General features: G+C 56.3%; 23 protein-coding genes. 19 read left to right on the forward strand and 4 right to left on the reverse strand.

Going from position 1 to position 17,548, the window contains the following annotated elements; genetic code table 11:
• The 11 genes from J1G18_RS07425 to J1G18_RS07475 all read left to right on the forward strand — a co-directional run bounded on the left by J1G18_RS07425 (position 1) and on the right by J1G18_RS07475 (position 7,339).
• Positions 1–369 (forward strand): head decoration protein, encoded by a 369-nt coding sequence (locus tag J1G18_RS07425; protein ID WP_223007340.1) that lies wholly within the window; start codon positions 1–3, stop codon positions 367–369.
• A gap of 11 nt (positions 370–380) precedes the next feature.
• Positions 381–1,361 carry a major capsid protein gene (locus J1G18_RS07430; RefSeq protein ID WP_223007341.1) on the forward strand — a complete coding sequence of 327 codons (981 nt, stop codon included), beginning with the start codon at positions 381–383 and terminating at the stop codon, positions 1,359–1,361.
• A 3-nt stretch (positions 1,362–1,364) separates the two neighbouring features.
• Positions 1,365–1,799 (forward strand): gp436 family protein, encoded by a 435-nt coding sequence (locus J1G18_RS07435; RefSeq protein ID WP_223007342.1) that lies wholly within the window; start codon positions 1,365–1,367, stop codon positions 1,797–1,799.
• Positions 1,796–2,281: a Gp37 family protein gene (locus tag J1G18_RS07440; protein WP_316851771.1), complete on the forward strand. Its 486-nt coding sequence runs from the start codon at positions 1,796–1,798 to the stop codon at positions 2,279–2,281. The genes J1G18_RS07435 and J1G18_RS07440 overlap by 4 nt, the downstream gene beginning before the upstream one ends.
• Entirely contained in the window at positions 2,278–2,508 is a 231-nt protein-coding gene (locus J1G18_RS07445) for a hypothetical protein (RefSeq protein ID WP_223007343.1), read from the forward strand. Before J1G18_RS07440 ends, J1G18_RS07445 begins: the two co-directional genes overlap by 4 nt.
• A 5-nt stretch (positions 2,509–2,513) precedes the next feature.
• Entirely contained in the window at positions 2,514–3,938 is a 1,425-nt protein-coding gene (locus J1G18_RS07450) for a phage tail sheath subtilisin-like domain-containing protein (RefSeq protein ID WP_223007344.1), read from the forward strand.
• Entirely contained in the window at positions 3,939–4,463 is a 525-nt protein-coding gene (locus J1G18_RS07455; protein WP_223007345.1) for a phage major tail tube protein, read from the forward strand. It abuts the gene before it with no gap.
• A gap of 150 nt (positions 4,464–4,613) precedes the next feature.
• Positions 4,614–5,669, forward strand: a complete 1,056-nt coding sequence (locus J1G18_RS07460; RefSeq protein ID WP_223007346.1) for a pentapeptide repeat-containing protein — start codon at positions 4,614–4,616, stop codon at positions 5,667–5,669.
• Positions 5,666–6,289, forward strand: coding sequence for a nucleotidyltransferase domain-containing protein (locus J1G18_RS07465; protein WP_223007347.1), 624 nt, complete (start codon positions 5,666–5,668; stop codon positions 6,287–6,289). Before J1G18_RS07460 ends, J1G18_RS07465 begins: the two co-directional genes overlap by 4 nt.
• Complete coding sequence (locus tag J1G18_RS07470) at positions 6,286–6,582, forward strand: hypothetical protein (RefSeq protein WP_223007348.1); 297 nt, start codon at positions 6,286–6,288, stop codon at positions 6,580–6,582. The genes J1G18_RS07465 and J1G18_RS07470 overlap by 4 nt, the downstream gene beginning before the upstream one ends.
• Positions 6,583–6,724: 142 nt before the next feature.
• A complete protein-coding gene (locus J1G18_RS07475; protein ID WP_223007349.1) occupies positions 6,725–7,339 on the forward strand; it encodes a hypothetical protein in 615 nt (204 codons plus the stop codon).
• Between the two features lie 37 nt (positions 7,340–7,376).
• On the opposite strand, the gene J1G18_RS07480 is transcribed toward J1G18_RS07475, so the two are convergent.
• Complete coding sequence (locus J1G18_RS07480) at positions 7,377–7,895, reverse strand: hypothetical protein (protein ID WP_262415534.1); 519 nt, start codon at positions 7,893–7,895, stop codon at positions 7,377–7,379.
• 12 nt (positions 7,896–7,907) lie between these two features.
• Positions 7,908–8,102 carry a hypothetical protein gene (locus tag J1G18_RS07485; RefSeq protein ID WP_223007350.1) on the reverse strand — a complete coding sequence of 65 codons (195 nt, stop codon included), beginning with the start codon at positions 8,100–8,102 and terminating at the stop codon, positions 7,908–7,910.
• A gap of 1,134 nt (positions 8,103–9,236) precedes the next feature.
• On the opposite strand from J1G18_RS07485, the gene J1G18_RS07490 reads away from it, so the two are divergent.
• Positions 9,237–9,602, forward strand: coding sequence for a DUF6124 family protein (locus J1G18_RS07490; RefSeq protein ID WP_223007351.1), 366 nt, complete (start codon positions 9,237–9,239; stop codon positions 9,600–9,602).
• A 113-nt stretch (positions 9,603–9,715) separates the two neighbouring features.
• Positions 9,716–10,075 (forward strand): DUF6124 family protein, encoded by a 360-nt coding sequence (locus J1G18_RS07495; protein WP_223007407.1) that lies wholly within the window; start codon positions 9,716–9,718, stop codon positions 10,073–10,075.
• A 78-nt stretch (positions 10,076–10,153) separates the two neighbouring features.
• Here J1G18_RS07495 and J1G18_RS07500 read toward each other — a convergent pair whose 3' ends face one another.
• Entirely contained in the window at positions 10,154–10,462 is a 309-nt protein-coding gene (locus J1G18_RS07500; protein ID WP_223007352.1) for a hypothetical protein, read from the reverse strand.
• Positions 10,463–10,629: 167 nt separating this feature from the next.
• Between J1G18_RS07500 and J1G18_RS07505 the strand changes: the two genes are divergently transcribed.
• The 6 genes from J1G18_RS07505 to J1G18_RS07530 all read left to right on the forward strand — a co-directional run bounded on the left by J1G18_RS07505 (position 10,630) and on the right by J1G18_RS07530 (position 16,602).
• Positions 10,630–10,944: a phage tail assembly protein gene (locus J1G18_RS07505; RefSeq protein ID WP_223007353.1), complete on the forward strand. Its 315-nt coding sequence runs from the start codon at positions 10,630–10,632 to the stop codon at positions 10,942–10,944.
• A gap of 334 nt (positions 10,945–11,278) precedes the next feature.
• On the forward strand, positions 11,279–13,870 hold the full coding sequence (locus J1G18_RS07510; RefSeq protein ID WP_262415535.1) for a phage tail tape measure protein: 2,592 nt from the start codon (positions 11,279–11,281) through the stop codon (positions 13,868–13,870).
• Positions 13,870–14,748 (forward strand): phage tail protein, encoded by an 879-nt coding sequence (locus J1G18_RS07515; RefSeq protein ID WP_223007354.1) that lies wholly within the window; start codon positions 13,870–13,872, stop codon positions 14,746–14,748. The genes J1G18_RS07510 and J1G18_RS07515 overlap by 1 nt, the downstream gene beginning before the upstream one ends.
• Positions 14,748–14,954, forward strand: a complete 207-nt coding sequence (locus J1G18_RS07520) for a tail protein X (protein WP_223007355.1) — start codon at positions 14,748–14,750, stop codon at positions 14,952–14,954. Before J1G18_RS07515 ends, J1G18_RS07520 begins: the two co-directional genes overlap by 1 nt.
• A complete protein-coding gene (locus tag J1G18_RS07525; protein WP_223007356.1) occupies positions 14,942–15,976 on the forward strand; it encodes a phage late control D family protein in 1,035 nt (344 codons plus the stop codon). The genes J1G18_RS07520 and J1G18_RS07525 overlap by 13 nt, the downstream gene beginning before the upstream one ends.
• A gap of 92 nt (positions 15,977–16,068) precedes the next feature.
• Positions 16,069–16,602, forward strand: coding sequence for a phage baseplate assembly protein V (locus tag J1G18_RS07530; RefSeq protein ID WP_223007357.1), 534 nt, complete (start codon positions 16,069–16,071; stop codon positions 16,600–16,602).
• Here the strand turns inward: J1G18_RS07530 and J1G18_RS07535 are convergent.
• The gene (locus J1G18_RS07535; protein ID WP_223007358.1) at positions 16,599–17,468 is read right to left on the reverse strand and encodes a hypothetical protein; all 870 of its coding nucleotides are present in this window, start codon (positions 17,466–17,468) and stop codon (positions 16,599–16,601) included. The genes J1G18_RS07530 and J1G18_RS07535 overlap by 4 nt on opposite strands.
• Positions 17,469–17,548: the final 80 nt, after the last annotated feature.

Consider the following 17,548-nt stretch of genomic DNA (forward strand, 5'->3'; position numbering starts at 1 on the left):
ATGGCCACCTACAACCAACCCAAAGACCTCGGCAACCTGCTGCTGGTGCAAGTCAGCCCCGGCTGGACCAAAGACAACATCACGCTTTTGGGCGGCAGCGTGTACGCCTTGGGCCAAGTTCTGGCCAAAGTCGACAACAAATACCAAGCCCTCGACCCAGCCGGCAGCGGCCCTGCCAACAAGGCCGTCGCTGTCCTGGCCGAACCCATCGACGCAACAACGGGCGACAAACCCGCCGTCGTCATCGCCCGCGGCGCCGTCCTAGCCCTGGCCGAACTTACCTGGCCGGCCGGAATCACCGCGCCGCAAAAAGCCGCCGCCCTCGACGACCTCAACACCTACGGCATCGTCACCCGCGCCACCCTCTAACGGAGCCCCCCATGAACCTGCAAGACCTCTTCACCGTCGCCAACCTCACCGCGGCCGTCAACAAACTCCCGGCCATCCCCGGCAAAGTCGGCGCCATGGGCCTGTTCGATGAAAAAGGCGTGACCACCACCAGCGTCATCATCGATGAGCGTGAGGGGCGGTTAGTGCTTGTGCCCAATACCTCCCGTAACGACGACCCGGCGCCCGTCAAAGCCAACAAACGCAAACGCCGCACCTTCGAAACGCTGCACCTGCCCATCAGTCGGCCGCTGCTGCCCAGCCAGTTACAGGGCATCGCCGCCTTCGGCCAGGAAAGCGCCACCGCGCCCATGGCCACCGTCATCAACGACCACCTGCAAGACCTCAAAAACAGCATCGAAACCACCCGCGAATTCCAACGCGTCGGCGCACTGCGCGGCCAACTGCTCGACGCCGACGGCTCGCTACTCTTCGACCTGTTTGATGAATTCGATGTCCAGCAAAAGAAAGTCACCGTTGACCTCAGCAATCCCGATACCGACGTGCGCAAAGCCTGCCTCGACGCCAAGCGCCACGCCGAGTCCAAACTCGGTGGCGTCATGGTCACTGGCTTCCGCTCGTTCTGCGGGCCGGACTGGTTCGACGCCTTCACCGCCCACGCCAGCGTCAAAGAGGCCTTCGCCCACTATCAAGAAGCCAAGGATCGGATCGGTGGCGACATGCGTTCAGGCTTCACCTTCGGCGGTGTGGAATTCATCGAATACGACGTCACCGTCAGCGGCCAACGCTTCATCCCGGCCGACGTCGCCCAGGTCTTTCCTGTCGCCCGTGGCGTCTTCCGGTTGTTCAACGCCCCAGCCAACTACAACGAAGCCGTCAACACCTTGGGCCAGCCGTTCTACAGCAAAGCCGAGCCACGCAAGATGGGCAAAGGCTGGGACGTCGAAGCCCAGGCCAACCCGTTGGCCCTGTGCCTGTTCCCCGAAGCCTTGGTCGAGCTGAAGGTGGGCTGACCCATGCGCTACTGCACCCGCGCCGACCTCGGCAACGCCATCCCGTTAATGACACTCACCCAGCTGTCCAACGACGACCCGGCCGCGCACCAGCCCAACGAAAGCGTCATCGACAACAGCGTTCGTCAGGCAGAAGAACTGGTCGACGGCTACCTGCGTGGTCGTTACAACCTGCCGCTCGACCCGGTGCCCACCGTCCTGCGTGACGCCGTCGTCTACCTGGCGCGCCACTGGCTCTACCAGCGCCGTCCCGAAGGCGCCTTGCCCGACGCCGTCATCAGCGGCCGCAAAGACACCCTAAAACTGCTCGAAAGCATCCGCGACGGCGTCATCACCTTGGGCCTGCCCACCGGTCAAGCCGTGGCAGAGCCCGGCGAGATCCGCGTCCGCGCACGCCCACAACAATTCACCGCACAGGCGTGGGAGCACTACGAGTGAGCACGCCGCCCAACACCCAAACCGAACAACTCATGGACGCCATGCTCGCCCGGCTACAAGCCGACTTCAGCGATCAACTCATGATCGAGCGCTTCCCCGAAAATCCGCAGCAATACCGCCTCAACCACGCACGCGGCGCCGTCCTGCTGGCCTACGGCAAATCAACCTTCGGCCACACGCAAAGCACCGACGCGATCGTCCAGGCACGTCACCTGGTGCTACGCCTCACGCTGATCTTCCGCCAACTCAACGGCCAAGATGGCGTGGTCAGCTACCTCGACCGCCTGCGCGCCACGCTCACCGGTTGGCGTCCACCGCACACCGACCAAGCCTGCCACCCCATCGGCGAGCAATTCATCGGCCACACCAATGGCCTCTGGCAATACGCCCAGGACTACGCCACCCGCGCCACCCAATTGCAAACCATCACCGACGAAAACGGCCCATTACTTAAAAGCACTGACTTCCAGGAGCACCCATGACCCTCACGACATACCGCTACGCCGGCCCCACCAGCGCCGTGTCGCTGCACGTAGGTGAAGCCTGCCAAAAGCTCGACGTGCTGTTACACCCCGGCAAAACCGTCGAGCTGCCCGCCGACCACGTCTACACCCGGGCCTTGCTCGCACTCAACCACCTGCACCCGCTGCCCACACACGCCAAATCCACCGCCAAGACGCGGCTGCTTCAACAACCCGCCAAGGACTAACGCCCATGCCCGCCAACTACCTGCACGGCATCGAAACCACCGAAATCGAGCGCGGCCCGCGCCCCATACGCGTCGTCAAATCGGCCGTCATCGCCCTGATCGGCACCGCGCCCACCGGGCCCATCAACGAGCTGACCCTCTGCCTCAACGACACCCACGCCGCGCAATTCGGCGCACACACCGCAGGCTTCAGCATCCCCGAAGCCCTGCAAGGCATCTACGACTTCGGCGCTGGCACCGTACTCGTCGTCAACGTACTCGACCCGGCCGTCCACACCAGCACCGTCGCTGGCCAGCTCAAACCGTTCGCCGACAACAACCAACTCCAGCTCGACCACGGCCGCTTGCAACGGCTGCAACTCAGGCCCGCCGAGGGCACCGACGCTTACCAGCAAGGCACTGATTACACCGTCGCCATGCACACCGGCCAAGTCACGCGCTTGCCCACCGGCACCATCCCCGCCAACGCACAAGTCAGCGTCGAATACACCTACACCGACCCTGGCAAAGTCACCCCAGCCGACATCATCGGCAGCATCACCGAAGCCGGCCGACGCACCGGCTTAAAAGCCTTTCAGGACAGCTACAACCTGCTGGGCTTCTTCCCCAAAATCTTCATCGCCCCAGGCTTCAGCCCCCTCGACGCCGTCACCGCCGGCTTAGCCGTCGCGGCCACACAGGTCGGCGGCGTCACCTACGTCGACGCGCCCATTGGCGCCACCGTGCAACAGGTAATCGCAGGCCGCGGCCCGGCCGGCACCCTCAACTTCAACACCAGCAGCGATCGGGTGCGCCTGTGCTACCCCCACGTCAGGGTCTACGACGCCGCGAGTAACGGTGACCGCCTGCAACCACTATCCATCCGCGCCGCCGGCCTGCGCGCTAAAATCGATAACGACCACGGCTACTGGTGGAGCAGCTCCAACCAACCGCTGCTGGGCGTCATCGGCCTCGAACGCCCACTCACCGCACGCATCGACGACGCCACCAGCGAAGTCAACCTGCTCAACGAAAACGGCATCACCACCGTCTTCAACGCCTATGGCACCGGCCTGCGCTTGTGGGGCAACCGCACTGGGGCCTGGCCCTCCGTCACCCACATGCGCAACTTCGAAAACGTGCGCCGCACCAAAGACGTCATCGACGAATCCATCCGCTACAGCGCGCTGCAATTCGTCGACCAACCCATCACCACCGCGCTCATCACCAGCATCACCGAAAGCGTCAACCTGTTCCTGCGCAAACTCATCGGCGACGGCGCCTTGCTCGGCGGCGAATGCTGGTACGACCCAGCCCGCAACCCACAAACCGAACTGGAACAAGGCCACGCACTGTTCAACTACAAACTCACCGTACCGCTGCCGTTCGAACGCGGCACCTTCGAAACCGAAATCACCGGGGATTACCTCGTCAACCTGGGGGCCGCATAAATGGCAGGCTTTAGCGCACACCGCATTACCAACGCCAACCTGTATCTGGATGGCGCCAGCTTCTTTGGCAAGTGTGAAGAGATCGACCTGGGCACCCTCAAAACCGTCATGAGCGACTTTCAGGGGCTGGGCATGGTCGGGCTGATTGAGCTGCCGGATGGCATCGACAAGCTGGAAGGGAAAATCACTTGGAACAGCTTGTATTTTGAAGCGGCCAGGAAGCTGGTCACGCCGTTCAAGAGTGTGCAGTTGCAGTGTCGGTCCAACGTGCAGGTGTTCAATAACGGCGGGCTGATGAACGAGATTCCGTTGGTCACGACCATGACCATCACCGGGAAGGAGTATCAGCTGGGCACGCATAAGCCGCGGGATCCGACGAAGTATGAGACACCGTTTTCGGCGACGTATGTGCGGCAGATGATCAATGGGGAAGAGGTGGTTTTGTTGGATTATCTAGCCAATATTTTTCGAGTGGGTGGGGAGGATCAGTTGGCGAGGTACAACAGAAATTTAGGAATTTCTTGAAAGCGATTTCCGACCGCGTTACCTGGCCCCAGCCATGAGTTGGTGTAGACTAATTTTTTATAAGGCATACAGGATGTTTTGAAGTAATGGGGGCTTTAGGTCACTATTACTGCCTACAAAACGAGCCCTCGAGGCAGCGCGAGCCAAATTATGACGGACGAAACCCATGACTCAACGGATGAAATCAACACCGCCGCGGCCAAAGACGAGACCGAAGAGCAGGTGAATGCAGCGAAGGAAAAGATCGAAGAGCAGGTGATTGCGGCGAAGGAAGAGATCGAAGAGCAGGTGAATGCCGCGAAGGAAGAGATCGAAGAGCAGGTGAATGCCGCGAAGGGAGAGATCGAAGAGCAGAAAAATGCAGCGAATGAAGAAGTCATGCCTCGCCCAGAACTCCAGGTTGGTAACCGCGAAGTTATCACGGATTTTTACGTCCAAAAAGATATCACGAATCAACCTGTAGACTATGCATTTAAGATTTATGTTCGACTAAACGCCATTAAAATGACGTTTCGCAAAGTGTCTTTTCAGCACTGCGTTTTTGATGGTTGTTATTTTAATAATTGCGTATTCGATACCTGCGACTTCACTGGATGTCGTTTTATCGGCTGTAACCTACATCAGTCTTCATTTCCCGGATGCAACTTCAAGTATGCGACCTTCGAACGCTGCCAGATTGACGACGATATTTTGGAGAGAGAAGCACCACGGGAGGAAAATCTAAAGCTGCGGTTTGCCAGATCTCTCCGGATGAATTTCCAACAAACGGGCGACGCTAAAGCCGTGAACAGGGCCATCTCTCAAGAGCTGGACGCTACATCTCACTACTTGAAAAAGTCTTGGTCCTCTAGTGAAAAATACTACAGAGAAAAATACCCAGGCTGGAAAAAAATCCCTCAACTTATAAAGTGGATTGAATTTAGAGCCCTCGATATGATCTGGGGGAACGGCGAAAACACTCTAAAATTATTAAGAACAATCTTCTTTATTCATCTGCTGATCGCGTTTTTTGATACCTACAATTACCACAATCCGTTGGATTTAAAGTCTTACTTTGATAGTTTTCTCGCCTCGCCAGGTGTATTTTTTGGCATAAGTATCCCAAAGGAATACCCGACTTGGTTTTCATCGATCATCGCTGCCACACGCCTGGTTGGTTTTGCATTTCTTACTGCAATTTTAGTAAAACGGTTTGGACGTCGATGAATATGCATATTTATGCTTTTGGCTCTATTTGCCGCGGGGAAATTGACATGGGCTCGGATGTCGATCTTCTTGCATGCACTGATAGGCCGGCGCCCAATATCGATACTGAAAAATATTCACTGTATAGATATGATCGGCTAAAAGCGCTTTGGAAAGAAGGCAATCCCTTTGCCTGGCATCTGCATTTAGAGTCAAAGCTACTTTTCTCTCCTGATGGTTCGGATTTTTTAAAAGATCTTGGCAGTCCCGCAAAATATCAAGCAGGGACGGAGGATTGCAAGAAGTTCAAAATACTGTTCGAAAATGCTTATAAGGAATTAATGCTCTCTTCAAATAGTGCAACTTTCCATTTGTCTTGCATATTTTTGGCAGTTCGTAATTTTGCAACATGCCACTCGCTATCCATCGGCAATCCAATTTTCTCTAGGAAATCTCCGTTGCTTGTTGAGCCGAGCCTGGTAATCGAACCTCAAGTATTTGAGGTGCTCACGCGTGCTCGCTTGCTTTCTACCCGCGGTTACGGAGAAAGCATCACCCCTGAGGAAGTCAGTGCAGCGATACAAGCTGTCAATGTCGTCCCACATTGGATGGAGACTCTACGGAGGTCAATCTTACAATGATCGAATTTAACAACAGGATCGACGCTCAGCGGGCGGTTCTCAATTATGTTAATCGGGTTGCCTGGCACGAAGAATTGCACGGTCTCTCTCGCGGCGCTATTGATCGTTGGGTACGAGTCAATAACATTGATCCGGATGGAGAGCTCGTTTTAGCGATACTAGAAGCAGCAGGCAAACTTTTCTTTCTGGCGAACAAAAGCCAAGAGCAAGTGACGGATGAGTATCGCCTACTTTCAGTCAAGGTTAATGATCTTACTTTAAAAATCGCAAACATCCTTAAAAAAATCAGCTGATAATTGATCGAGCGAGACGACTGCTGCAGCGATGGCAGTGTTAAGCTCGATCAAAAATCCAGAACTTCTAGCTTGCAACATCACACATAAGCAACTGACCGCTTCCACTCTTGCCGCAAGAAAATAGCTTTACAGGTATATAATGAAAGAGTGCTACGCATGCAAGGAAGAGATAAAAGACAAAGCGGTAAAGTGCCGTCACTGCAGTGCAATCCAAGGTTGGATGCGCCTCCTGAGTGCGCCAATCGTAATAACCGGATTGGTTTTAACTATTGTTTCAATTTACGCGTCAGAGCCAATTAAAAAATTTCTGGACCCCAAGAGCGCAGTCATCGAAGCAGTAATTCCTAGCGGAAACTTTCACCAAATTAGTATTACACTTACCAACGAGGGGACCCGTACCGCTACGCTATTGAATTTTAAAATTGAGGGCAGGACTAACCAAGGAAGAATGACGAGTTACCGCTTGAAAAGTGATTTGGATGGAAAGCTAATTGAACCCGGAAAACCCTACGCTGCTATCGCTTCCAACAGTGAGTTGATCCCCTCGTTTATTGAGCGCATGCGGAGCGCACCTCTGAAAGAAATGCATGGATTTAAAGAAAATTGTCGCTTATTGATTGATTATGTCGATTTTAATGGCCAGGAACTGATTAAGCCCTTTCCCTTTATGTGTGACCCGTTAGACTCTGATCCTCGACCAGGGCTCCCCATTACGACTGAGCCGAGGGGCATACCTCTAAAGCTAATTGATTGATCGCGTACATTCTTACGTACATCATCGTTCGATAAATTTAGTCACACTTCCACGACAACGTCCCTATCGCAATGAACTGACGAATTCCAAGAGATCCCCGTTCATTGCGTGCCTTGGAGCCCGGTCGTTCTAATGCGGCAACCACTGCAGCACGACTTGCCTCGTACATCGCAAACGCATTGAATTCCGAATCCAGCAAAACCAGCAGCACAGCATCAAAGGGCTTAGTCAAATCGATGCTACCCAAGCGACCATTGATCTTGGCTGGATTGGCGATACATCGCCCTTTGATCTGTATCTGTAATTCGTGGCCATTGCGCAAGATAGTCGCGTCGTAACCAGCCTGTCTGGCGCTATGCAATTTCAAGCCTAGCTTCGTAGCGGCCTCATACTCAGCCACCTCGCCAGTAATCCCCAGTGGTTTCCCGGTAAGCCGATAAAAGCGTCGGGCGAGGATTTTAGCTTCACGCAAGACGTCAAGAATTTCGCCATCTACACCTGCGAGATGAGGTCGAATCTCAGCAGCACGATCACACTCGAAAATCCTCGCCGACATACCTAACTCCCCTTATTTTTTATTCAAACTGACGAGACGCGCGTAACCCTTCAAATGCACCAACGCAGCTGACTCAACAGGCAACCCACGTAACTCAGTCGATCGCGCGTCACCGTTGGGCAAGTAGACCGTCAACGTGTCCCCAAACACGCTGTAGGTAGCAGTGTATTCGACACCTTCGTACTCAAGCGTGATTTCCTCATCCATCTACAAAACCTCATTGTCCATGTTCATTGATTGCCGCCGGCCACCGCCTCAAGTGGACCACTCGGTCGCAGTTGGCGGCAACGTTGCAGCCACACTAACTGCCACGCTTACGAAGGCCAACCTTAAAAAGTTGTAGTCGGTTTCGCTTGCGAACTTGCGCTACATACCGCGTCCTTCAAATGCAGCCCTATAAGGCTACCGAATCCGTTGCAATTACCTACAACCAAGACAGAATCCCCCGGCAGCGCATCTGTCAGCCCACCGGTATATTGTCTCCCGTCACCGCCCACAGTGACCAAGCAGAGCAACCAGTAGCACGCAAGTGCCTCTATGGACAGGACCGGTTGCTCACTGCCTGAGCTTTTGATGACGACTGTACGCCGGCCCCTTGATCACTCCGGCATTGCGAAATCCGCAACTCAATCGCTGGCATACAGTCGCCATTTTTTTTACAAACCGGTCACGTTTATGGTGGCTGTGCGAGGGTGCCAAAATGGGCATTGAGTCGCTTTGTTGGCGCCTCGCATAGCTGCCTCCCTTTGCGTCAAAGGGAAGGCTCCATCCCCGACCGCAGTAACTACCTACCAACAATGTGTTTCGGGCGAACGCCCAACGCTAGTACCCACTCAAAAGCCTACGCTCACGCGTACGTCATCCACTGGATTTTCCAGGTAGGATTGGCGTCACGTAGCGGCATCCAATCAAACGTCATGCTCGCGATAAACCACCAAATGTGGGTCGGAAGATTCTAAGGATTTACCGCGCTTAAACACGGCTGATTGATCGCGTTTAAATTACACCAACTGTTACGCCATAAAGGCTACAGCACCTTGCGCCGTTGCCTACGGGTGCTTCAGAATCCGCCGGCTTACACGGCTATGGGATGGGCTATATCGTTTTCCTGTCACTGCAAAACAGTGATCGGGTTTGGTAGCCCGTTTCTTGATAGCCGTATGGCGGCCCTAATGCAGTCTCTATTTTGAGGCTCAGCTTTTTATGGTGGCCATGCGTGGGGCTCATTCGTGAGCGCCGGGGTTTGCTATCTTGACCGGTCTACCAACCCACGCGTGGCCGCCACCCTTCGTTTGGTAGCGAGAGTGACGGCTCTTCATTCTTTAAAGATAGAGAGTCGATATGTTCAAGGTAACGCCAAACCCTCCGGATACTGATCCGATCCCGTACGATCCAGCGCTTGAACCTCAGAAGATAAAAGAGGCGACAGACCGCGCCATCAACTTTTACCTCAATCCTGGGGCATTGAAGATCTCGATACCTTCGCGTAAGTCAAACAGGATATTCCTGATTGATCCAACGGTGGACGAAGAAACCTTGCTCGTCGAAGCCTGCGAGTCGCTTGCCGCCGCCACTGACATGGCGCGTGATATCGGCGACGCCGTCGACCAGTCACAGCGCCGTGCCATGCTGATGCTGCATCAGGTAATCATGCTCAGTGAGCTCATCGTCAATCGAGTATTGGATAGCCGCCGTTTGCCAAACTAGTGGTCAGGCAGATAAGTGAGGGGGCATGCCCCCTCATCGAACAGAAGGCGTCAACGGCTATGGCCGTAGCACTTCACACTTTTTCAAGCGGCTTTTTTCGGGAGTTCCAGCTGATGTCCACGAATCCACCTACGGCGCCTGCCACCGACCCGGTGTCGCCTTATGAATCACTCGATTCGAAAAAACTCCACGAAGCGGCCGAGCGTGCGCTCGACCACTACCTCGCACCCGCAAAGATAATGTCCACCCCCTATAGCCCCAGCGATATGTTCATGGTCAACCCGCAATCCGATACCGAATCGCTGCTGGCGAATGCCTGCGAATCCTTGGCGTCAGCCGCCGTCATGCTTGGTAATTTTGCGGGGATGCTGGAAGGTTCAAACCGCAATACTTTGCTAGGGATTGCGCAAGTGGTGATGCTGGGGGAGCTTGCGGTCAACAAAGCCTTGGATAACGTTGTGCCAACAGCGTGAATACGGCCTGTAGGCGCATTACCTCAATGCGGTGTGGTGATTAAAGGCAGCCAGTCTGACAACTGACTGCCCCTTTTTTTATTTTTTTTGAGCTTCCAGTATGGACTCATACTGCTCTACAGATTTGGACGTCGCAACGTAATGGTCAGGCTTGCTTCCAACTCTGATAAAACCTTCAGCGACTAACCAGTCAAGCGTATCCCTCAGTAAATTCTCTTGTGATTTAGCGCTGTTGAAGGAATTGGGGATGTCGCATGCGTCGAACGACTCAGTGTCAATACCAAATGCATTAGCATTGAGCTCGACCTGCGCTGGACATGCATCTATAACTTTTTTCAGAATTTGAATGATCAGTGAATTGAGTTGCTCTTTGTGATCAGTACTCATCCTGCCTTACTCCTTTTTGGCTACAGACTTGTGTTTGGCCGGATGATCATAAGGCAATTTCGCCACGCGATGCCGCCTCTTTAAATCTGATTAAAAGTCAGCCGCTCAGCGTTCCACCACCATCAGCGCTCTTCTGACAGGCCACTGATGAACCTGGAGCAATGACCATGACCGACGCACTGACCTTCACCCTCAAATTCCCCTTCACCAGCGCCACTGGCGAGCTCGTCTCGACGCTGCCCATCACGCGCCTCAAACGCAAAGACATCAGCGCCGCACAGGCGGTGACCAAAGACGAAGGCGCGATGGAAGACCTGCTGGTCGCCAAGCTGCTAGGCATTACGCTGGAAGACCTCGGCGAGTTCGACATTGCCGACTCAACCCTTGCCACCGAGGTGTTGCGGGAAATGGCAGCCGGCAGAGCCCTTGCTCCAGTCCTGGGACGAAGCACTGCTGCTGGTGCTGAAAATGCAGCCGTCTGAGATCGAACGGCTCGACATGGTCGATTACTGGCGCTGGGTCGACGTGTGTCAGCGTGAGATTAATCGCCGGCTCGAGCTCGCCGAGCAATGAACAGCTGATCAGTGTCACCAGTCCCGCCACCAACCCGGCCAGCAACGCGCCGCCCGCAGCAATCGGGGCGGCCGCCATGGCCAAAAGGGGCAGCCCCAAACAGAACGCGACCACCGCCGCCCACCACGGCAGATGCATTAGGCACAGCCAGGCAAGCCAAAGCACACCGGCGCCAACGGCCAGTGCATACAGAATTTGCGCGGTGCGTAGAGCGGTTTTTTCAATCATTCCCAAAGCGTAGCAATGATGGCGAACGAAGTCCTCGTCGGTTTAAAAATTGGTGCCGTGGTTTCCGGCAGCCTCAACGCAGCGTTTGGCTCGGCGAAAACCACCGTGCGCCAATTAGGCCACGCCATGGAGGGGCTCACGGCCAAGCAACAGCAAATCGGCAACCAGCTCTCGGCGTCCTTGGCCCGTGGCGGTGTGGGCATCGAACGGCTGCGCCAGCAGTACGATGCAGTGGGCCAGACCCTCGAGCAGCTCAACGCCAAACAGCTACGCCTCACGGCCAGCATGGCCCGCGGTGCAGCGCTGAAAACCCAACGCGGTGACTTACGTGGCCAAACCATGGAAACCGCCGGCACAAGCGCGGCGTTGGGTGCGCCCATCGTTCAGTCGATGAAAACCGCCATCAACTTTCAAGACCAGACCCGCGACATTGCCATCACCGGCGGCTTCAACCCGGCGCAAGAAGCCCGCCTCAGCATGGCCATGCGTGGCGCCGCACTGGAGTGGAACCAGGCCCAAACCGACGTCGCCAAAGGCACCGCGGTGTTAATCGCCGGCGGCATTGCCAACCTCAAAGAGTTAGCGGCCTACGCCCCGGTCATGGCCAAAGCCGCAACCGCCACCCGCGCCAGCATGGATCACTTGGGGGCGGTGGCGATTGCGCTCAATGACAACCTCAACATCGGCGCCGCCGGCTTTGAGCGCTCGATGAACATGCTGGCCTTCGCTGGCAAAAGCGGCCAGTTCGAGCTGGCCGACATGGCCAAGTGGCTGCCGCAATTAACCCCGCAGTTTGCCGCGCTGGGTATCACCGGGGAGCGCGCCGTGGCAGAGATTGGCGCCTCGTTACAGATCGCCCGCCGCGGCGCTGGCAGCAATGACGAAGCCGCCAATAACTTCAAAAACTTCCTGTCCAAGATCACCGCGCCCGACACGCTCAAGGCGTTCGAAAAAGCCGGCATCGATCTAAAAGGCAGCATGAAGAATCTGGTCAGCCAGGGGCTGTCGCCCGCCCAGGCCATGATCAACATTCTCACCCAGCACCTGGGTCAAAAAGCCCCGGCCGCAGCAGCGCAGTACGGCAAGGCGCTGCACATCAAGGATGAGCACGAGCGGCAAATTGCACTGGCGCGGCTGGACGAGGCTTACAAACTCGGCGAGTTGTTTGCGGATCAGCAGGTGTTGTCTTTCATTCGTCCGGCGCTGGCCAACCAAAAAGATTTGGGCGGCATCCAGCAGGGCGGTAAAGACGCCGCCGACAAAGGCGTGCTCGATGACGATTGGGCCAAGCGGATGGGCAGCGCCAAAGAGCAATTGAAAGAACTGCGTATCAACTTGGCCGACATCGGCATTTCGGTCGGCAATGCGCTGTTGCCCGCGATCGTCGAGGTCAGCCGCGCGGTGGTGCCATTGATGCGTTCGTTCTCGACGTGGGCGGCTGAAAACCCGGCCTTGATCAAGGGTGTGGTCGGCTTGGTCGGTGGCCTGCTGCTCGGCAAAATGGCCTTCATCGGTCTCGCGTATGGGGCCAACCTGGTCATGGCGCCGTTTGTAGCCATGTCCACCGCGGTCACCTCGTTGTCCGCCAAGTTCACCTTGCTGCGCAGTGCGTGGCATATGGGCCGGTTCGTCCCGTTGATCACAGCGTTAAAACGCATGGGGGCGGGGTTTGGCACGGTCGGCAAATACGCTGGGCTGTTCTTGCGCGGCATGTTCATCGCCTTGACCGGCCCACTCAAGCTGGTCGCTCAAGGCGGATTGTTGTTAGGCAAGGTGCTGGGCGGGACATTGTTATTCGGGATAAAGCTCGCGGGCCAAGCCATCCTCTGGCTGGGCCGGGCCTTGCTGATGAACCCGATCGGCTTGCTGGTCACCGGCATAGCGTTGGCGGCGTATCTGATTTACAGGCATTGGCAGCCCATCAAGACGTTTTTCACCGGCTTATGGCAAGAGGTGAAATCGGGGTTTAGCGGTGGCCTGTCTGGCATCCTCGCTGTGCTCGTCAATTTCTCCCCCCTAGGCTGGCTGTACCGCGCATTTGCTGGCGTTATGAGTTACATGGGCGTTGAACTGCCCGGCAAATTCACCGAGTTCGGCAGCCTGCTCATCACCGGTCTCGTCAATGGCATCAGAAGTCGCGCTGGCGCCTTGAAAGAAAGCGTGATCGGCATCGGCGCCGCCGTCAAAGGCTGGTTCACCGAAACGCTCGGCATCGAGTCGCCCAGCCGTGTGTTCATCGGTTACGGCACCAACATTAGCCAAGGCGCGGCCATGGGCATCAGCGCTCATGCGGGCTTGGTGCGCCAGGCGGCGCTGGGCATGGCTGCGCAAAGTCGTGTCGACATGGCGCCACCTAATCCCCTGCTAGTGTCCAAAGCCAGCACGATGGTCGCCTCACGCGTTGTGTCCGGTGGCGCAAGCGCAGGGGCAGCCGGCCAAATGACTTTTCATTTCTCGCCGCAGATCAACATCCCCGCAGGGGTTGGCACCGATGCGATCCAGCAAGGGCTACAAGCCGGCTACACCGAATGGATGCGCATGATGGAACGCTACCTTCACGACACCCGCCGCCGAAGCTACGGGCCGTCAGAGCTGAGGGGCGTTTGATGTTTGCCATTCTGGGCGACATAGAGTTCACCGTGACCGGTGGTATCACCGCCATGGAACACAGCGGGTCCGCCGACTGGGCCGAGCACTCACGTATTCAGGGCAAGCCTTTGCTGGAATGGATCGGTGAAGGCCTCAATGAATGCAACCTCACCCTCGAACTGCACCCGGTGTTGGGCAATCCCGAACAACGCTTGCGCGCTTTGCGCCAGGCCAAAAGTCAGCACCAGCCCCTGGCGTTTGTGATGGGCAGCGGCGAATACCTGGGGCCTTACGTCATTACGCACCTGAGCAACACGGTGCGCCGTGCCACGGCCACCGGCCAGTTGATGGCCGCCACGGTGCAAATCAGTCTGCGCGAATACACGGGGGCGTTTACTCGCAAGCCCCATCACCCGGGCTTACTCGATCCCACTGTGAGCGACACCGCGGCAGCACACGGTTCGCCGGGGGTGATCTCACGCCAGGCGTCGGCGCCCAGCACGGCCCAGCGCGTCATCAGCCAGGCCAGATCCGCCGGCAACGTATTGCGCGCCGGACAAAACCTTTACCAAGCCGTCAAAACCGGCAACCCCTCAATCATCCTTGGCCAAGTCCCGCAATTACTGGGCGTCACGGCACGCGCCATAGAGCCGCTGCAAAGCTTCATCAACATGGCAGGCCTGTTGCGTGACGGCGCCGACTTATCCCGGCTGGGCGAGGATGTTTTAGGCAGCGTGATGGGCGCACGCGCCAGCCTCAACCCGGTCGACTTGGCCAACATCGTCGACCGCCTCGGCGCCTCACACGATGCCCTCGACAACGCCGTCACCGTGTTGGACAGCGCCAACACCCGCTTGGCCGAGCTGGCGGCCGACGTCCTCACCCGGAGAGTCTGATGTTCATTCCCCACCTCACCACCGAAGGCGAGCGCTGGGACCAATTGGCCTGGCGCTATTACGGCGATGCCCATCGCTACTGGCCCATCGTCGAAGCCAACCCGAACGTGCCGCTCAGCGGCACGCTGCCCTCGGGCCTGACCTTGGTCATACCGCTGCTCGCAGCACAACCCACCGCACAGGATCTCCCGCCATGGATGCGCTAAACCCGCAACAGGTCCCACAAGCCCGCTTTGTGCTGACCTACCAACAACACAACATCACCCGCGATGTCAGCGAGCACCTGCTGTCACTGACCTACACCGACCACCTGACCGGCCAGGCCGACAGCCTGGCCGTCGAACTCGAAGACACCCAAGGCCACTGGCGCGACGCCTGGTACCCAGGCCACGGCGACACCCTGACCTTATCCATCGGCTGGGAAGGCGCCCCCATCCGAACCCTCGGCCGTCTGGAAGTCGACGAAGTAGAACTCAACGGCCCACCCTCGACCGTCACCATCCACGCCCTGGCCACCGGCATCACCGGCCCGTTGCGTACACTCGAACACCGCGCCTACGAAAACCTCACCCTGGCCGCCATCGCCCAACAAATCGCCACACGCCAAGGCCTGACCTTAGTTGGCCACATCGAACCTATCCCGCTCGACAGGCTGACCCAACAAGAAACCGACCTGACCTTCCTGCGTAACCTTGCCGCCACCTACGACTACGCCTTCAAAATCACCGGCCAGCAACTCGTCTTCCACGCCATCAGCCAACTTACCAACGCCGCCCCCGTCGCAACACACCGCTTAACAGATCTGGCCAACATCCACCTGCGCGACCAAATCAAAACCCTCCCCAAAGCCATCGAAATCAAACACAAAGACCCGGTCAAAAAACAACTCATCACCTACACCCAGGTCAACAACCAAACCGTCGCCGCCCCCAGCAGCGCCACCCAAACCACCACCAGCGCCGACACCCAAAAAAGCCGCCAACGCACCACCTCCACAGAACAATCCCAAGCCCAGGCCAAAGCCCAACTTGCTCAAGCCAACCGCCAACGCACTACCGGCCAATGGACCACCAAAGGCCAACCCCAGCTCACCAGCGGCAACGTCATCACCTTACTCACCACCGGCCAACTCAACGGCCGCTACCTCATCACCTCATCCACCCACCGCATCACCCGCCAAGGCGGCTACACCACCACCCAACAAGTCACCCGAATCCCACACCCATAACCCAAACACCCCACAACTACTTGTAGGAGTGAGCCTGCTCGCGAGAGGCCAGCCCATTCACCCCAAACCCATCAGAGAAAATGAGCCCCCCCATGACCACCCACCTCGAATACGGCGAAGTCACCGCACTGGACCACAAAACCTGCCGCATCCGCGTCCGCCTAGACGACCGCGACGGCCTCCAGACCTACTGGCTCCAAATCCCCCAACGCAACACCCAAGGCACCCAACGCCGCCCACTCATGCCCGAACTGGGCGAACAGGTGGCGGTGCTGCTGAATGCGGATGGCGTGGGTGGGGTTTACCTTGGCGGGATCTATTCATCCGCAGAGCCACCACCGGTGGTGGATGAGGACACGGACTATGTGCGGTATAGCGATGGAACGGTGACCAAATACGACCAGGCGACCGGGTTGATGACGCTGGAGTGTGTGGGCGCTTTAATTCTGAAATGCGGAGGGAATATCACAATTCAAGCGAATCAACCGGTGGTGGTAAAAGCGCCGACGGCAACTCTCGACATCCAACAGGTTGCGTTTAATGGCAACCTGCTGGTGAAAGGCAATGTCTACGCGACAGGAACCGTGATGGACGGAGGAGGAAACTCTAATCATCACAAACACTAGGGCTTCTTCGTTGGAGGAGATTTCTTCTTTTTGTAGTTTTTTGTGAGGGCCATTGAAAGTGGGGTACCACTGCCAATACGTTTGAAATATTTGATGTCACTTTCCATTGTCGCTTCCAAGCTTTTCCATGTGCCAGCGGGGCCAAGTGCCGAAAGGTCGAAATTGTGTTCGATCAGCGCTTGCAGCATCTCTGGATAACGTTTGTAGTAGAAGTCCCAAGCAGTTAAAAACTTCACTCGCACGAGCGGAGACTTGTGAGAGCGCATTTGAACATAGACATCTTTCAAAAAACGCACCTGCCACGGCACATAAGGCGCGTAATCGTCACCCGGTAGTTCGAGATCGAATGGATAGCGGCCAGTTGAGAGCTTGTTCAGCGTTTCCAAGCTGCGATTGAGATAGACGAACTCGAACTCATCACTGAATGGAGCGGTACGGAAAAAACGGTTGTATTTAACGCACTCCGTGCTCATAAAAAGGCCAAGCGAAGGAATACCTTTTTCAGCGTTGTGCGCATCAATCAACGCACCACCGAAAAAGCATTCAACGTTATCCAGTTTGTAATGAGTGAAGTCCCCCTCAACCAAGACAGCACGAAAATAGATGTCCTGCCCCGTCAATCGGTGATGAAGATCCTCAGCGAATTCCGTCAGCAACCATACGCAATCCTCTCGCGCATGATCAGTATCCGCATCGGCTGTGTTGTAAACCAAAATGGTGTCGGAAAAAACGATAGTGCTGAAGTTGGTTTGATGATGGGCATTGAGCGTATCGAGGATCGAATAGACCCTTGCTACTTTCCGAGGCTCGGCCCGGGTCATCTCGGAGAACCCTAAGATATCGATGTAAAGAAGAAACCGGCTCATTCCATGCCCTTTTATTGGTTTTAGCGCCAGATACTGCCTCTCTTTAAACGCGATTAAAAGCTTGTTGCCCTAAGGCTTTC

It is taken from the genome of Pseudomonas sp. MIS38 (genome assembly GCF_019891575.1).
GTDB classification, from domain to species: domain Bacteria; phylum Pseudomonadota; class Gammaproteobacteria; order Pseudomonadales; family Pseudomonadaceae; genus Aquipseudomonas; species Aquipseudomonas putida_A.

What these genes read in the sequence shown, in the direction of transcription:
- J1G18_RS07425 (WP_223007340.1), top strand. Translation starts at nt 1, where the DNA reads ATGGCCACCTACAACCAACCCAAAGACCTCGGCAACCTGCTGCTGGTG.
- J1G18_RS07430 (WP_223007341.1), top strand. Translation starts at nt 381, where the DNA reads ATGAACCTGCAAGACCTCTTCACCGTCGCCAACCTCACCGCGGCCGTC.
- J1G18_RS07435 (WP_223007342.1), top strand. Translation starts at nt 1,365, where the DNA reads ATGCGCTACTGCACCCGCGCCGACCTCGGCAACGCCATCCCGTTAATG.
- J1G18_RS07445 (WP_223007343.1), top strand. Translation starts at nt 2,278, where the DNA reads ATGACCCTCACGACATACCGCTACGCCGGCCCCACCAGCGCCGTGTCG.
- J1G18_RS07450 (WP_223007344.1), top strand. Translation starts at nt 2,514, where the DNA reads ATGCCCGCCAACTACCTGCACGGCATCGAAACCACCGAAATCGAGCGC.
- J1G18_RS07455 (WP_223007345.1), top strand. Translation starts at nt 3,939, where the DNA reads ATGGCAGGCTTTAGCGCACACCGCATTACCAACGCCAACCTGTATCTG.
- J1G18_RS07460 (WP_223007346.1), top strand. Translation starts at nt 4,614, where the DNA reads ATGACGGACGAAACCCATGACTCAACGGATGAAATCAACACCGCCGCG.
- J1G18_RS07465 (WP_223007347.1), top strand. Translation starts at nt 5,666, where the DNA reads ATGAATATGCATATTTATGCTTTTGGCTCTATTTGCCGCGGGGAAATT.
- J1G18_RS07470 (WP_223007348.1), top strand. Translation starts at nt 6,286, where the DNA reads ATGATCGAATTTAACAACAGGATCGACGCTCAGCGGGCGGTTCTCAAT.
- J1G18_RS07475 (WP_223007349.1), top strand. Translation starts at nt 6,725, where the DNA reads ATGAAAGAGTGCTACGCATGCAAGGAAGAGATAAAAGACAAAGCGGTA.
- J1G18_RS07480 (WP_262415534.1), bottom strand. Translation starts at nt 7,895, where the DNA reads ATGTCGGCGAGGATTTTCGAGTGTGATCGTGCTGCTGAGATTCGACCT.
- J1G18_RS07485 (WP_223007350.1), bottom strand. Translation starts at nt 8,102, where the DNA reads ATGGATGAGGAAATCACGCTTGAGTACGAAGGTGTCGAATACACTGCT.
- J1G18_RS07490 (WP_223007351.1), top strand. Translation starts at nt 9,237, where the DNA reads ATGTTCAAGGTAACGCCAAACCCTCCGGATACTGATCCGATCCCGTAC.
- J1G18_RS07495 (WP_223007407.1), top strand. Translation starts at nt 9,716, where the DNA reads ATGTCCACGAATCCACCTACGGCGCCTGCCACCGACCCGGTGTCGCCT.
- J1G18_RS07500 (WP_223007352.1), bottom strand. Translation starts at nt 10,462, where the DNA reads ATGAGTACTGATCACAAAGAGCAACTCAATTCACTGATCATTCAAATT.
- J1G18_RS07505 (WP_223007353.1), top strand. Translation starts at nt 10,630, where the DNA reads ATGACCGACGCACTGACCTTCACCCTCAAATTCCCCTTCACCAGCGCC.
- J1G18_RS07510 (WP_262415535.1), top strand. Translation starts at nt 11,279, where the DNA reads ATGATGGCGAACGAAGTCCTCGTCGGTTTAAAAATTGGTGCCGTGGTT.
- J1G18_RS07515 (WP_223007354.1), top strand. Translation starts at nt 13,870, where the DNA reads ATGTTTGCCATTCTGGGCGACATAGAGTTCACCGTGACCGGTGGTATC.
- J1G18_RS07520 (WP_223007355.1), top strand. Translation starts at nt 14,748, where the DNA reads ATGTTCATTCCCCACCTCACCACCGAAGGCGAGCGCTGGGACCAATTG.
- J1G18_RS07525 (WP_223007356.1), top strand. Translation starts at nt 14,942, where the DNA reads ATGGATGCGCTAAACCCGCAACAGGTCCCACAAGCCCGCTTTGTGCTG.
- J1G18_RS07530 (WP_223007357.1), top strand. Translation starts at nt 16,069, where the DNA reads ATGACCACCCACCTCGAATACGGCGAAGTCACCGCACTGGACCACAAA.
- J1G18_RS07535 (WP_223007358.1), bottom strand. Translation starts at nt 17,468, where the DNA reads ATGAGCCGGTTTCTTCTTTACATCGATATCTTAGGGTTCTCCGAGATG.